The sequence below is a fragment of the Nostoc sp. FACHB-133 genome (assembly GCF_014698055.1).
GTDB lineage: Bacteria > Cyanobacteriota > Cyanobacteriia > Cyanobacteriales > Nostocaceae > Nostoc.
The window spans coordinates 1-15,059 of sequence record NZ_JACJSH010000034.1 but is presented as its reverse complement, the minus strand read 5'-3'; the positions used below and the strand labels follow the sequence as shown (position 1 = coordinate 15,059).

Annotated in this window: 13 protein-coding genes and 1 pseudogene; 3 read left to right on the top strand and 11 right to left on the bottom strand. The window is 39.4% G+C overall.

The genetic code is table 11. From position 1 onward, the window contains the following. Positions 1-156 precede the first annotated feature (156 nt). The 10 genes from rfbC to H6G86_RS23965 all read right to left on the bottom strand — a co-directional run bounded on the left by rfbC (position 157) and on the right by H6G86_RS23965 (position 12,043). A complete protein-coding gene (gene rfbC, locus H6G86_RS24010) occupies positions 157-711 on the bottom strand; it encodes a dTDP-4-dehydrorhamnose 3,5-epimerase (RefSeq protein ID WP_190936426.1) in 555 nt (184 codons plus the stop codon). 231 nt (positions 712-942) lie between these two features. Then, the gene (locus H6G86_RS24005) at positions 943-1,794 is read right to left on the bottom strand and encodes a phytanoyl-CoA dioxygenase family protein (protein WP_190936425.1); all 852 of its coding nucleotides are present in this window, start codon (positions 1,792-1,794) and stop codon (positions 943-945) included. Between the two features lie 49 nt (positions 1,795-1,843). After that, positions 1,844-2,851 carry a glycosyltransferase family 2 protein gene (locus H6G86_RS24000; RefSeq protein WP_190936424.1) on the bottom strand — a complete coding sequence of 336 codons (1,008 nt, stop codon included), beginning with the start codon at positions 2,849-2,851 and terminating at the stop codon, positions 1,844-1,846. A gap of 199 nt (positions 2,852-3,050) precedes the next feature. After that, positions 3,051-4,319, bottom strand: coding sequence for a class I SAM-dependent methyltransferase (locus tag H6G86_RS23995; protein ID WP_190936423.1), 1,269 nt, complete (start codon positions 4,317-4,319; stop codon positions 3,051-3,053). A gap of 110 nt (positions 4,320-4,429) precedes the next feature. Beyond that, entirely contained in the window at positions 4,430-5,458 is a 1,029-nt protein-coding gene (locus H6G86_RS23990) for an NAD-dependent epimerase/dehydratase family protein (protein ID WP_012407825.1), read from the bottom strand. Between the two features lie 432 nt (positions 5,459-5,890). Continuing rightward, the gene (lhgD, locus tag H6G86_RS23985; protein WP_185581659.1) at positions 5,891-7,105 is read right to left on the bottom strand and encodes an L-2-hydroxyglutarate dehydrogenase; all 1,215 of its coding nucleotides are present in this window, start codon (positions 7,103-7,105) and stop codon (positions 5,891-5,893) included. A gap of 103 nt (positions 7,106-7,208) precedes the next feature. Further along, complete coding sequence (gene rfbF / locus H6G86_RS23980) at positions 7,209-7,982, bottom strand: glucose-1-phosphate cytidylyltransferase (RefSeq protein ID WP_190936422.1); 774 nt, start codon at positions 7,980-7,982, stop codon at positions 7,209-7,211. Between the two features lie 328 nt (positions 7,983-8,310). Then, complete coding sequence (locus H6G86_RS23975; RefSeq protein ID WP_190936421.1) at positions 8,311-10,479, bottom strand: tetratricopeptide repeat protein; 2,169 nt, start codon at positions 10,477-10,479, stop codon at positions 8,311-8,313. A 56-nt stretch (positions 10,480-10,535) separates the two neighbouring features. Further along, complete coding sequence (locus H6G86_RS23970) at positions 10,536-11,318, bottom strand: PP2C family serine/threonine-protein phosphatase (protein ID WP_190936420.1); 783 nt, start codon at positions 11,316-11,318, stop codon at positions 10,536-10,538. A 50-nt stretch (positions 11,319-11,368) separates the two neighbouring features. Next, positions 11,369-12,043, bottom strand: a complete 675-nt coding sequence (locus tag H6G86_RS23965) for a vWA domain-containing protein (RefSeq protein ID WP_114082323.1) — start codon at positions 12,041-12,043, stop codon at positions 11,369-11,371. A 750-nt stretch (positions 12,044-12,793) separates the two neighbouring features. On the opposite strand from H6G86_RS23965, the gene H6G86_RS23960 reads away from it, so the two are divergent. From H6G86_RS23960 to H6G86_RS39640, 3 genes and pseudogenes are all read left to right on the top strand, one after another. Further along, positions 12,794-14,179, top strand: coding sequence for a response regulator (locus H6G86_RS23960; protein WP_190936419.1), 1,386 nt, complete (start codon positions 12,794-12,796; stop codon positions 14,177-14,179). A gap of 43 nt (positions 14,180-14,222) precedes the next feature. After that, positions 14,223-14,584, top strand: a pseudogene (locus H6G86_RS23955) (response regulator transcription factor). A 104-nt stretch (positions 14,585-14,688) separates the two neighbouring features. Continuing rightward, complete coding sequence (locus tag H6G86_RS39640; RefSeq protein WP_313931442.1) at positions 14,689-14,856, top strand: type II toxin-antitoxin system VapB family antitoxin; 168 nt, start codon at positions 14,689-14,691, stop codon at positions 14,854-14,856. On the opposite strand, the gene H6G86_RS40200 is transcribed toward H6G86_RS39640, so the two are convergent. Beyond that, the gene (locus tag H6G86_RS40200) at positions 14,836-14,934 is read right to left on the bottom strand and encodes a DUF6888 family protein (RefSeq protein WP_442936464.1); all 99 of its coding nucleotides are present in this window, start codon (positions 14,932-14,934) and stop codon (positions 14,836-14,838) included. The genes H6G86_RS39640 and H6G86_RS40200 overlap by 21 nt on opposite strands. Positions 14,935-15,059: the final 125 nt, after the last annotated feature.

The window sequence follows — 15,059 nt, the reverse complement described above, 5'->3', positions numbered from 1 at the left end:
TAGTTGTGTCTACATCAATTCTAATTTCTTTCTTTACTTTGCGCTCTTTGCGTCCTACCCTGCGGGTTCGCTGAAAGCGTTCTCGTAAGAGTAGCCGCTCCGCGTCTATGCGGTTCGTTAAAAAATAATTTCACGAACCATTCAATATCCCTAATTTTATTTAGAAGCACCGCCAACAGTCATCATTCTCAACAAAGGCCAACTCAAATCTTTCTCAGAGATTTCAGTCACATCTAGAGGCCAATCAATGGCAAAGAATGGGTCGTCATAGCGTAAACCTCTTTCATAGCCTGGCGTGTAAAATTCACCTACTTGATATACAACTTCAGTTTCATCCGTCAGTGCTTGATAGCCGTGAGCAAACATTTCTGGAACATACAAAGCGCGGCGGTTTTCTGGTGTTAGTTCCACCCCAATGTGTGATAAAAAGCTAGGAGATTCAGGACGCATATCAATAATTACGTCATAGATAGCGCCTTTAGTACAGCGAATTAACTTCGTTTCTGCTGCTGGCAGAATTTGATAGTGCATTCCCCGGATAGTGCCTTTTTTGTAGTTAAAAGACAGGTTGCATTGGGCAACTGTTGGCTTTAATCCGTGTGCTTCAAATTCTTGAGCGCAGAAAGACCGAGCAAAAAAACCACGGTGGTCTGGCTTTTCTTCTAAGTCAATAATGAATGCGTCTTTGAGTTCGGTTGCGGTGAAAATCATTATGATTCCTTTGAGATGAATGTTGTTGCTAACTGCTTAACGAACCACAGAGACGCAGAGGGCACGGAGATATGAGAGTTTGAGAGATATTTTGTGTCAGTCCTAAACCTAAAAATTTGATTTTTCTGGCATTTTTGAATTGACACATAAACCCTTATTTCTACTTTTACGTGAAGCTCATTCTTTTTCCCTGTGTTCTCTGTGCCTCTGCGGTTAATTAAATTTACGTTTTTAATTCGAAACTTTAACTGCATCTGATGCAGACTGTAACTCTATTCTGGGATAAGTATCATCCCAGTATTGAGTGCAGAGGTCTTGCCGTTCAGGAGGATTGGCGGTGTAACAAAAGAATAATGTTGATCGGTCTTCTGTACGAACTGTGCCGTGATGTAAAGCATTTTTCGTATCTACAATAATGACTGTACCTGTTGGACCTGGGCATGATTTCCAAGCTGATTTGGGGATGACTGGTTTTACTTGTTCATCGTCGATACCCATATAGCCTGACTTCCAAAGTTTGTAGTAAAGGCGAAAATAATTCCAACTAAATAAGGAAGTTAGGGAGCGAGGGATGTATTGAAAAGGCCCAGTTTTTTCTTCTACATCATTCAAGTAAATAATGATTTTGATAATCCGTCGGTCTTCTGCATCGCTATGCCATAGTAGCGTCCCAAACTGATATTTGCTCTTGAAATCTTTGCGTAAATGTACACCATGAAAAGCAATTGGAAGACCGATATAATTTTCGATGATGTTGAGTAGCCTTTTCTCTACCCCCCAGGCATAAAATTCTGGTAAACCTGTAACTGTATAAATTTGTGGCAACCTTTCATCTAGATGCTCATTGGTGGGATTTTCCATCTGAAGCAATTGATGGTGAGCAGCTTTGAGCAGTTCGGAGCTAGAGTCGAACCCTAAATCTGCCAAGTTAGTGACGTAAACACCATCTTTTTTGAGAGTCTTAAGGATGTTGCGATCGCTTCCTGCTAATGCTGGCAGATTTTTGCTATGCTTCCAACGAGCTAGGTAATATTCAAAGTCAGATGAGAGTGTAGCTATTTTGCGTTTAATCGCGTCGAACATGGCGCAAATCCTTCTCTTATTGATATATAGTTGTTAGTAATTAGGTCGTTTATGGCTTATAGGTACGTACTTCTTCAGTAGATATTTCGCTTGATTCTGCTAAACCGAATTCTTTAGAAACCATCACATCAAAAGCACATAAGCTGACTAAAGCCAAAAATGGAACTACTGTTTTGATGGCGGACATCGGCCATCTTCTTAAAGCACCCAAGAAAACTTTTAAGTTAACTTCTTTACCGTTCTGCAAAAGCATCCGTCTACAAAATTGTTTAGAATATCCACTTTGCTCTAATTTCAAAATCACTTCAGGAATATGTTTGTATTGCATTAACAGTGCTGATTTTGGTTCTTTCTGCCAATAACTCACACCAACAATACATTCTAAATAAGTCTCTTTAGTGACAATGACACTACCATTAGCAGCACAATATCCGGCTAAATATGCTAAAGATATCCAGTTATTCTCAGCATCTTGCCAATCTTGTAGAGCGCGTTTTACTAAGTCAGTGCGATAGACTGTAGCGGTCAGAAAAATGACTGCACCGACACTTTTTGAAAAACAATGTTCAAATATGGCTTTACCATCACCCTTACCATCTTCACTATCAACATCAAACCAGCGATTACCAACTATTTTTGGTGGATGAACTGGTTCACCAGTAATTTGGTTACGACCGGAAAAATTGAGGAATAATAATGATAAATCTTCGTGTTGTCTGAGTTTGCTAATCACATAAGCAATTGCTCTATCTTGAATTGGGTCATCATCACCGATTGTCCAAACATATTTTGTTGTTGTAGACTTTAGGCAATACATAATATTTTTAACTACGCCTAAATTCTTTAAATTCTTATTTGATTTAAATGTAATATTGTTAAGTGTCGCTTGCCATTTTTGGATCACCTCCTGAGTATTATCTGTTGAATAATTATCGGATACTAAAATCTCACACTCATCTTCAAAACCTTTGATAGCTTGAGCCAACCATGTTAGCTGTTTATCAAGTAGACTGGCACGATTATAAGTAGGTATGGCAATAGTCAGGAGTTTATTCATATTAAGCTTAAATCTATAGTTAGGAGGCTACTAACAACAGCTTGTTTATTAACAAGCTGCTTTTAATTTGTTTTTTTGATATTTAGCAACAAAAGCTTTATGAAACTACGCCTTTTAATTACTTTTTACCTCTTCTCTATGCTCATATTGAAAACAATAAAATAGTAATAAAAGGCGCTTTTTGGGTTATATTTAGTAATTACGACGCTATTAAAAGCCTATCCGGAATAGGACACGGATAAATTTTTACTTCAGGAATTGGTACAACAAACTGTCCGCCCCACTCGCCAATAAATGCCATTTGCTCCATAATTTCCTCTTTGAGATTCCAAGGTAAAATTAGGACATAATCTGGTTTAGTTTCGCGGATTTTGTCTGGTTCAAAGATGGGAATATGAGTCCCAGGCAAAAATAAGTCTTGTTTGTAAGGGTTGCAATCGACTGTGTAATCGATAAAATCTTTCCCAATTCCACAGTAATTAAGCAATGTATTGCCTTTGGCTGGTGCGCCATAACCAACAATTGATTTACCTTCTGCTTTTGCACTCAGAAGGAAATTTAATAGCTTATGCTTTGTTTGTTTGACTTTTTCACCAAATGTAATATAAGTCTCTATCCGGTGCAGCCCAGCAGCAATTTCTTTTGCTTTTAGATGGCTAACTCGGTCACTGATGTTAGGACTATCAGCATCGTTATGTTTGGCATAAATTCTTAGTGAACCGCCATGAGTTGATAATTCTTCCACATCAAAAAGTTGCAAATTGTGTGCTGCAAAAATCTTTTCGATAGTCAGAAATGAGAAGTAAGAAAAATGCTCGTGATAAATAGTATCAAATTGGTTTTGTTGAATCAATTGCAAAATGTGAGGAAACTCCATCGTCAAAATACCATTCGGTTTGAGGATGAGTTTCATTCCAGCTATGAAATCATTTAAATCTGGTACATGAGCTAAAACATTATTGCCTATCAAAAGATCGGCTAGTTTTCCTTGTATCACAAGTTCTTTGGCAGTCTCAACCCCAAAAAACTTGTTGATACTAGGAATACCTCTATCTTGAGCTATCTTAGCTATATTTGCGGCTGGTTCTATTCCTAAAACTGGGATTCCCTTTTCTACAAAATATTGCAGTAGATAGCCATCGTTGCTGGCAATCTCAACAACTTGATTATGATGATTAAAACCAAATTTCTCTACAATCATATCGGTGTAAGCTTTGACGTGTTTTAGCCAACTTACTGAGTAAGAAGAAAAGTAAGCATAATCGCTAAAAATATGATCGGGAGTTTCAAATTGTTCTAATTGAACTAAAAGGGTTTCTTCAGACACATAAGCATGGAGTGGATAAAATTTTTCGGCAAGATTTAGCTGTTCTGCTGTCAGATAAGCATTGGCTAAAGGTGACATTCCTAAATCAATAAAGGTTTGGTGCAGAGGTTGACCACTAAAACGACATTTTGCGTTCGCCATAAATTTCAACTCACTGATTACAAATAATTTGATGGATGAAATAAGTCCGAACCAAATATTGTTGATTCGGAAACTTAGATTATTTCTTCTTTGCTGATAGGCAACTCTATCTACTTTTTATTCCAGAAGAAATCTTTGTCAATTTGCTCGGTGCGGATTAGATACTCTAGCTGTTTTAAGCGAGTAAATCCTCTAAACAAGAAAGTGTCTTCAGCCATATCTATTTGGCTAAATAAATCAAATAGCTGCTGGGCACCAAGTCGGGCATTCCAATCACATTTAAATCCGGGGAGAATTGTGTTGATTTTCTCGAAGGATACCCGATAGCTGCGGTTATCTGAGCCGTTGTCACCAAAGGACAATTTACAATCTGGGAAAATATCAGCAATAATTTCTGCAATTTCTTTGACACGATAGTTGTTCGCTGTATCTCCGACGTTAAAGATTTGGTTATGTACAATGTCCCGTGGTGCTTCTAAAGCACAGACTATTGCTTTGCAAATATCCAGTGCGTGGACTAATGGTCGCCAAGGTGTACCATCACTGGTCATTTTGATTTGTTTGCTAGTCCATGCCAACCCAGCTAAGTTGTTTAAAACAATATCAAAGCGCATTCTGGGAGAAGCACCAAAGGCTGTGGCATTCCGCATAAAGGTGGGAGAGAAGTCATCGTCAGCTAGTGGTGTGACATCCCGTTCTACCAAAGTTTTGCACTCTGCGTAGGCTGTTTGAGGATTAATTGGGGATTCTTCTGTAACATCACCTGCGGTAGCAACACCGTAGACACTGCACGAAGACATATATACAAAACGACGCACACCCATAGCTTTAGCTAGGCTAGCGAGACGAACTGAACCTACATGATTAATTTCGTAGGTAATATTGGGTGCTAATTGTCCGGCTGGGTCGTTGGAGAGTTCCGCCATATGAACTATTGCTTCAACGCCTTCCAAATCATCGGGGGTGATGTTGCGGATATCTTTGTTAAGGGTTTTGGGTGTTACCCCATTAGCGTTGTATAGCCAACCAACTTTATAGAAGCCGGTATCTAGACCGATAACTTCATGTCCACGTTCAATTAACAGAGGCGGTAATAATGAACCTAGATAGCCTTCTGTTCCAGTTACTAATATTTTCATTGTGGTTAACGCCTTTGTATTGATGAGTTAAATTTTTCGTTTAGTAGGGATGCACAGATGTGCGTCCTAAAGGGTGTTGCATCCAAGAGGGAACCGCTATATTTTTCGTTTGTATGCAATAATTTGACCTCTCTCCAAACCTCTCTCCTCTTAGGAGAGAGGCTTTGAATCTTGCTCTTGAATCTTGCTCCCATTCCCTTGTAGGGAAGGGATTGGGGGTTAGGTCATATAACTCGGCTAACAGTCATTACATAGTTTGCCGACTTACCTATTGGGTAACTGCACTTTATAGCGGTTCTTAATTGATGCACTACACTTTTTTCTTGTGAGATAGGTATCTTACCCGTCTCTTATATTTCCAGGCTGGAAAAGATGCCCACTATACAAGATTCATCCTTTTATTCAGCAGCCCGGAAGTAATAACAATGTTATCTATGCAGTTACTACATTATTTAGATGCGATGGTTGGGGAATTTCTGCTACAAGCGCTTTGCCGATTTCTAGAGAAGATGTGGCAGCTGGAGAAGGAGCATTGCAAACATGGATGGAGTTTTGACCGGAAACAATCAAAAAGTCGTCTACAAGTTTGCCGTCGTTCATTAAGGCTTGAGCGCGAACTCCTGCGTGGGTGGGAACTAAGTCTTCTGCTTGGACTTCGGGAATTAGTTTTTGCAAACTTCTGGTGAAGGCTGCTTTACTAAAGGAACGAATGATTTCTTGGATGCCTTCATCAGCGTGTTTTGCTGCCAATTTCCAGAAACCTGGATAGGTGACGACTTCAAGAAAATCTCGTAAGTCAAAGTCGGTTTTTTTGTAACCTTCGCGTTTGAGTGACAAAACTGCGTTTGGCCCTGCATGAACGCTACCATCAATCATCCGGGTAAAGTGGACACCCAGGAAGGGAAAATCGGGATTGGGAACTGGGTAAATTAGTGTCTTGACGAGATAGCGTTTTTCTGGGGTGAGTTCGTAGTATTCTCCCCGGAATGGGACGATTTTGGCTTGGGGTTCAACTTTACCTAATTTGGCGGTGCGATCGCTATGCAATCCCGTACAATTAATTACAAAGCGGGTTGCAAAGTTACCTTTGTTTGTTTCTAGTACCTGATTTTTACCACTTGGGGAGATTTTCAGAACTTTTGTATTGAGATGCAAATCTCCACCCTGTTGTTGAATTAGCTGGGCATATTTCAAACAAACTTGCTTGTAATTAACAATCCCAGTTGAGAATACCCGAAGCCCACCTACGCATTTTACGTGAGGTTCAATTTCCCTGACTTCTTCGGGGCTGATTCTCTTAACTTCTATACCATTGTCTAAGCCGCGTTGGTAGAGATTTTCTAGACGTGGTAGTTCTTGTTCTTCTGTTGCAACAATGACTTTACCACAAACTTCATGTTCTATTCCATGCTCTTGGCAAAACTCTACCATAGAGCGAGAACCATCACGACAAAATTTAGCTTTGAAACTCCCTGGCTTGTAGTAAATACCAGAATGAATTACCCCGCTATTATTGCCGGTTTGGTGAAATGCCCATTGACTCTCTTTTTCTAGTACTAAAATACGCGCATTGGGATAGCGTTTTCCTAAAGCCAATGCTGTAGAGAGTCCAACTATTCCCCCACCTATAATCGCAAAATCATACATTAGTATTATCGCACTTAAAATTTCAGTAAATTTATTTGTCATTAGTCATTAGTCATTAGTCATTTAACTTCTGACTCCTGACTCCTGACTTTTGACTTTCTTTCTACCATGCCTTCCAAGGAGCCTGATTGTTTTTCCATAGCCCCTCTAGATAGTTTTTATCGCGTAAAGTATCCATCGGTTGCCAAAAACCATCATGTTTAAAAGCAGATAGTTGTTCCATATCAGCTAGCTTTTCTAATGGCTCTTGCTCCCATACTGTAGAGTCATCAGCAATCAAATTGATTACTTCTGGTTCTAACACAAAATAACCGCCATTAATCCAAGCTCCATCACCTTCGGGTTTTTCCCGAAAGCTGGTAATTTTAGTTTGCTCATAGCCCAAGGAAATGGCTCCAAAACGCCCGGCTGGTTGAACCGCTGTGAGGGTTCCTAATGTATTTTGTTCTTTGTGAAACTTCACTAGCTCGGTGATATTAATATTACTTACACCATCACCATAAGTAAAGCAAAAGGTATTATTACCAAGATGTTCCCTGATTCGCTTTAAGCGTCCACCTGTCATGGTATTATCACCCGTATTGACTAAGGTAACACGCCAGGGTTCTGCATAACCAGAATGCACGTTCATCTGGTTAAATCGCATATCAAAGGTAACATCTGACATGTGTAAGAAGTAGTTAGCAAAATACTCCTTAATTATGTAACCTTTGTAACCGCAACAAATGATGAAGTCATTAATGCCGTGGGCGGAGTAAGTCTTCATTATGTGCCAGAGAATTGGCTTACCACCAATCTCAACCATCGGCTTGGGTCTGATACTAGTTTCTTCACTGAGGCGTGTACCAAGCCCTCCAGCCAAAATCACCGCTTTCATGCAATTACCTCGGAGATTTGTAGGGATATTATTTTATTTGACTTTTCGACATGAAGAGGATGCACTTAGATAGAGAAAAATTGATTTCTGATTTGTTTTTCTCCGTCAACAATCTAACTGTAATTTCCCCCGAAATTATAAAGGAAAGATAAATTAACATCTTTTCTATATAAAAGCTCTATGAATATCTAAAAACATGAGAATAAATTACTTAATTAAATAAAAATGTTACCAAATAAATAACTAGGGCTAGCTGATGCTAACCCTAGTTAGGCTTGATTTCTCCAATCAAAACCGATAATATGGTAGTAAAAAAACTTACTTGTTTTTAGTTAGTTTTTTCTAAATTACTTGAGCTTTGAAATAAAGGATCGCATTTGCGTTCTACGACTACGCATAAGTTACTGAGTGCTTGCTGATAATTATCCATATCATCTTGCTCAAGAAACATTTTGGCAGATGCCTCTACATCTTCGATAGCTTTCGCCTGATTTTTGTTAGATTCACTACCACCATATTGTGCCAGTTCATAACGAACCATACCTCGTTTGAGATATACTTTGGCTAGTTTAGGGCTGATAGTTAATGCTTGGTTAAAGTCAGCGATCGCTTGATTGTATTCTTGTTCATAATTGCTGCTATATTGAGCAATTTGATAATAGACAACACCTCGCTGAAAATAAGCTTCTGCTTTCGATACATTACGTTTTATGACTTGAGTGAAATCTGCGATCGCTCTTTTGTAAGCTTGTTGAGATTCACCGCTATATTTAGCCATTTGGGTGCGGACAATCCCCCGTCTGATATAAGCTTCAATTTCGTTCTTATCCAGACCGATAGCTCGATTATAGTCTGCGATCGCTAGGTTATACTCTGCATCAGGATCGTTGCTATATTCGGCGAGCATATAGCGGGCATTACCCCGATTCACAAGGGCTTTGGTTTGATTGGGATTGATTTTAAGAGCTTGGCTATAATCTGTAACTGCTCCTTCGTAGTCTTTGAGGTTATAGCGGGCATTGCCCCGATTTACAATTGCTGTGGTATGTGTTGGTTGTTGTTCAATTGCTGCGGTTAAGCTGGCAATTGCTTTTTCGTAATCTCGGTCTTTGTAAGCAGTTTGACTCTGCTGATAGTAATCAGCGAAGCTGAGTTTGTTAATTGTCTGACGAGACTTTAATGTTTGTTGAGTGTAAGCATTTTGGGAAACCAACGGCTGAGTAAATTTAATCATTACGTCGGCATAACCCAATAAACCGAAACCCAGTAAACAACAAAGAACCGGGTACAATTTTGACTTCTTGGAACGTTTATAAGATGAACCGCTTGGGGTAATTACTGGCTGCCAATAATTACCTAAGTGCGGTGACATACTGCGCTGGGGAAAATGCGGTGTCTGGGTGTAGCGCTTTTTCGCTTTGATTCGCGGTTGGAGATGTTCTCTCGCTTCTATAGCCCGATGTGATGGGAAGGGGTCGCGTCCGCCTAATCGCACGGTACGTTCACACCACGGACAGCTACGCATGTGGTTGTTGTAGCGATGCTGGGGATTTGTGGTGCAGGTAATTAAAGAATCTTCGGCTTCAGCGATGGCTGTGAGCCAAGTCTGGGCATTGGGACGCAGCTGTGGGTTGTTGTGACCATCTTCAAAACAACGGACAAATAGTTCTTGTAGGCTGGGATGAAGAATTTCCCAAGGGGGTGCAATGGGGGTAGGTAGATAGGGTACGTACCGCTTTTGGCTATAAGTGAAATGCCCTGATGCAATGCGGGCTTCGTAGGGCGGTGGCTCAATAGAGCCTTGAAAAATCCCCGAAAATGGGTGAGTGCCTTCCATCAAGAGTTGGAATACCAGCACTGCTAACCCAAATAAATCGTGAGAAATTTCGCGATCGTGTTGGGCAAAAGTTTTATTCTGTAGTTCTGGTGGCGTAAACTCTGGTTTTCCGACTGGGCAGCGATAAACAACATTGCTGTTGGGGTCGAGTACTTGGAAAGAGTCTGTGTCTATCAAAGTCACCAGTGCGGTGTCACTGACGAGGATATTTGACTCGTTCACATCACCAATGCAATATCCACTAGCGTGCAAAGCGGCAAAAGCTGCCGCCAAGTTACGAGCCGTGCGGAGCAGGTACTGATAGTTGAATAGGGGACAGTGTTGACGACGGGTTCTGGGGTTGTAGAAGTCGATGATTGGACGCATCCCCTGAATCCGTGGCATCAAAAAGCCCAAGATGCTATTTTTGCCATCTGGTGTCCGCAATAAATCCTCTGGCCAAGCGATAGAGATATGACCCAAACTAGCTGTAGGGTTTTCTGGCGGGTTGGCAAGCATCGCCTGTAATTTGTCAGCATGGGCTGTAGTTGGCTTGTGGTAAATCTTCGCCACCAAGTCATTATCAGATGGCACTGCATAAACACAAGCTTCACCGCCACGCCCCAAACTGACATTGAGGCTGAGGATTTCTTTTCTAGGGGAACAACGTAGTACCTGCATAATGAAATTACCGCTAACGGAAGTTATTTAAGATGTGAAACCTGTAAATTGATTGCTCATGAGTCGTTGAATGCAGCTATAATGAGTGTCAAATCATCATCAGTGCGTTGTGTAATTCGGTCTGAGCGTAAAAACTTTACTAACTGCTCCTTCGCTTCTGTCTTATCTTCGGTATTAGCTACAAATTCAAACAGTGGAAAAAAGAATGGTTTGTGAGGTTCTCCAACAACCATATTCAAAGCCAGCATTTGTAGTCCGTCGGTGATGATACCAACATTAACTATGTCAGTGCGCCATAATCTCATCTGCGCTGTGTCTAAGGCCGTAGGAGAAGTTAAAAAAGTGGTTTCGTTGATGTACTCGCCGCTATCAGGTATAGTTAGAGCGAGGAGATTGCCCGTGCTATCTTTTGCCACTGCCAAACCATCACCTATTTGCACTACAGCTACAACTTCTGGTGTGGCAACCATCATAATTAAGGTAGTTGCTAAGTCTTGAGGCTGTTTGTCACAAGTAGCCGCTTCAGCCTCCACAGCTTTTTTGGCAGCTAGTATGGCATCATTTAAGAGCGATCGCACAAACGTATCATCACTCAAAACTTTTTGGGTGATTCCTCTGCTAGAAATGCTTTCTATTGCTGTCTCCACAGCAATCATCGCTCCCACTTTCCCAAGGCTAGCAGAACCCGCGCCATCTGCTGCGGCTGCCACCAAAACATTATCGGACAATATTTGCCAGTGATGAGCATCCTGACATAACTGCTTGTTTTTTAAGTGACTTGTACCACATACCGACGCAGCCACAATCCGCCATTGAGCAATCTGTTTTGATATTTTCATAGATTTTTTTTCAACAGCTCGCTGTGTCAACATCAAGCTGCGATTTTTAATTAAACAGTCCCCCAACCAATCGGCGGTAGTGCTACCTGTTCGTCTACCTGCGAATGAGAAACAGCTGACATACTAGTTGATAGCCAGACAAACATCTCGATGAAATTTAGTCCTTTGAGTTTGAGGGGAGTACGTACAGTTATTTGATTTAAACGCGTCATATTCGCATTTTCTACACCCACCGTAAAGAATGCTACACGCTTGTTCGCCTCGTCTCCCTGTAAGCGCACAGATGCTTGCTCCACTACATTCTCTAACTCACCTTGGGGTTCTCCATCGGTAATCATGAATACCCAAGGACGATAGTAAGCAATCCCATTGGTACGATACTGAGATTTCCGCTCTTGAATTATATCCAAAGCTTTATGAATGCCTGCACCCATTGTAGTCAAGCCCTGTGCCGTTAAAATGGGCGGATTAAATTGATCGGCAGTCACAAAGTCTTGTACTACATTGACATTACTATCAAAAGTGACGATCGCCACTTCCACCCGTCTTGCGGCTAAGGAATTTTTGACTAATTCATCCTTTAGACTGAGCAAACCCTGATTTAAAGCCTCAATCGGATCTCCTTGCATCGAACCAGATGTATCTAGTAAAAGTACACAAGGACAACGAGGTTCTGGGTTCTCAGCAAATTCTACTACTTCATCAAGTCTTAATGTATCATGCATAACTTTTTGTGTTATGTTAAAGTTCAAAGCTTTATTTCCTTTTTGTCCGAGTATATAATTTCAGCCGTCGAGGTCACTACAGAATATAGTATCTAGTGGTAGATGCTCTAATCTTTATTAAACAAATTATTTTCATGAAGTTCTCAATATATTTTTTAAGAAAAACTTGAGTACAGCTTAGTTTAGCAAAAAAGAGTTTATCAAAACCCAGTGTTACCTGTTGTAATGTATCTACCAAAAATTTATATCCATTAAACCTACAGTACAATAAATACGTAAACTTTCCCAGATAAGTTTTTAAAGATTTTATGTAGAAGAATTTTTCCTTTACAGAAAAATTATTAATCATAATTAATATCTTTAGCTCCAGAAGTATACCAGCGTAACTGCTTTAACGTGGAATCAAATTTGCATGATTTTTGTGAGTAGGCATAAATAAACGTCATTACTAAGGTCTTAAGGTAAGAGTTGTCAGGAGTTGGTAAAATCCAGAATTAACCAATATTTACTGATAGGCTAGCTATGATAAATGTTTCTCTTTATTCATACCTACTTGTGGTTTGAGACAAATTAAGTAAAAGTACCAAATGTAACAAATAAGTTATAAAACTTATAATTTTTAAAATATATACATATTTTAAAAGGAATAACTTGTCCGTAGATAAATATTACAAAGAAGAGAAGACTTCATCGTTGATATTTTCAATCTACAAATGTTCAGTTGTTGATTCCGCAAGAAACTTGAAAAATATGAATAACTCAGGCGCATTCACCAAACTACGTCCTCTAAGTTTGTTAAGACAGTTATCCAATTGCTTTGATAGTACTTGTTTACAAGCATTAAGTAACTCAGTTCGTTGGTCAATTTACTTAGAACAGGGTAAAATAACTTACGCGACTCATTCAGTAGAACCTTTTGATCGACTAGAACGCCATTTGCGCCGCCTCAGCCACCAAATTCCCCTGCTTACTAGCGAGGTGCGGGTTCAAGTCCGTCTGATGTTTGAACCTGACTCACACAATCAGTTACTCGAATATGACAGCAATTCCAGAAGCCACCCTCCTGAATATCAGGCGATATCCTGGCTTGTTAGTCAACAACATCTACATTCTACACAAGCAGTAGTGCTGATTCAAGAATTAGTTAAAGAAGTGGTTGAATCATTTTTGCTTATTAAAGAAGGTACTTATGAATTAACAGAACCACTTGAGAGAATGCCAAGAATTTGTAGGCTAGATGTAGAAAAGATTCTAGAACGTTGTCAAGGAAGATTACAGAATTGGCAAGCTTTTGTTCCGCAAATCTCTTCTCCATATCAACGTCCATATCTGTTGATTAACAGCAAAATTGAGGAAAAAGATTTACCAAAACTTCAGCCAGATTTGATTAATTGGATGAAGGGTTTCAGCTTGTGTCATCTGGCAACAATTTTGAATCAAGATGAAATTCAATTAGCCCGCAATTTATACCCTTACATACTTAATGGTGCGATTATCTTACATGAACCCGATCCACCATTTGATAAGTTACCAAAGCTATTTGAAGAGCAATCGCTTTTCTCAAAATTAATTCCAGAGATAGAGAACACCACAAAAGAGCTAAATAGCAGCATCAACTCTTACCCTGATATTGCTGAAGAGAATATATCTCCTGTTCCACGATTACCACAGATTTCTCTTCCTCCCCAAGAAAAATTTCAGGAACCAACAATATCAAATAACATAAATCCTGCTTCCCAAAAAGTAACAGCTGCTACTGTAACGGCACAAAAAGTCCACAAAATCGTTTCTGTAGATGATAGCCCCACAATTCTCAAAGAAATTAGTCGTTTCTTAGAAAATGAAAATTTTTCTGTAGTGACTATTAACGATCCAGTAAAAGCCGTTTTATCAATTATAAGGCACAAACCAGACTTAATTTTGTTGGATTTAAATATGCTAGGAATAGATGGTTATGAGTTGTGCCGGATTATACGAAATAATTCGATATTTCAAAAGACTCCCATTATTTTTGTGACTGGGAATAAAGGAATTGTGGATAAAGTAAAAGCTAAATTGGTTGGGGCATCTGGATATCTGACTAAACCATTTACTCGCGCAGAATTACTTAAAATAGTCTTCATGCATTTGACTTAAATTAACCACAAAATCTAATAATGGTGAGCTAGTAAGGATAAATATGGCTACAGTTTTGGTTGTTGAAGATACTCCTTCTCAATTGGAATTAATCAATAGTTTTTTAAGAGACAGTGGATACACGGTGATTAAAGCTTATGATGCCAAAGATGGGATAAGCAAAGCAATCAATCATCATTTGGATGCAATTATTACTGATGTGGTAATGCCAGAAATTAGCGGTTTTGAATTCTGCCGTCAATTAAAAAAAATCCAGTGACTCAAAAAGTACCAATTATTATTTGTAGTTCTAAAAATCAGCCGATTGACCGGATTTGGGGAATGCGACAAGGTGCAAATGTTTATTTAACTAAGCCTTTTACTAAACAGCAACTACTAAATGCACTCAAATCTCTTGTAGAGTGAGAGAGGTAATTCATAATACTCTCAAAAAATGAGAAGCAAGCTACGTAATTCGTAAGTAGAAGAATTTGCAGATGGCTACTAATCTAGAAATAGACTAAAACTTTATTAAAGAAGCTCTCGAACTTGCTGGTCATCTAACTAAGGACGCTGTTATTGAAGAGACATTACGAGAGTATGTGCAGCATCAAAAGAAACTGAAAAGTTGGGAGCTAGTTGGTACGATTGAATACGAACACTACTACTCTTTGCGTTCAGGTTTTGTACCTACTTAGATCAATTGTTTGTAGTAGCTTACTTACTCGCACACATAAATCGTAGAAAGCCTTTAACTGTTCAATTGTGGGTTCCATTTTTATGTTTTACACTCTCCGGTCTAAGTAAGCCGTGGGAAAAATTTATAAGTATGTAACAAAAAATTAAGCAGAAGAATTGGAGTTAAATCTTATACGCTGTGTACTATATTTTCCCTTCTCTG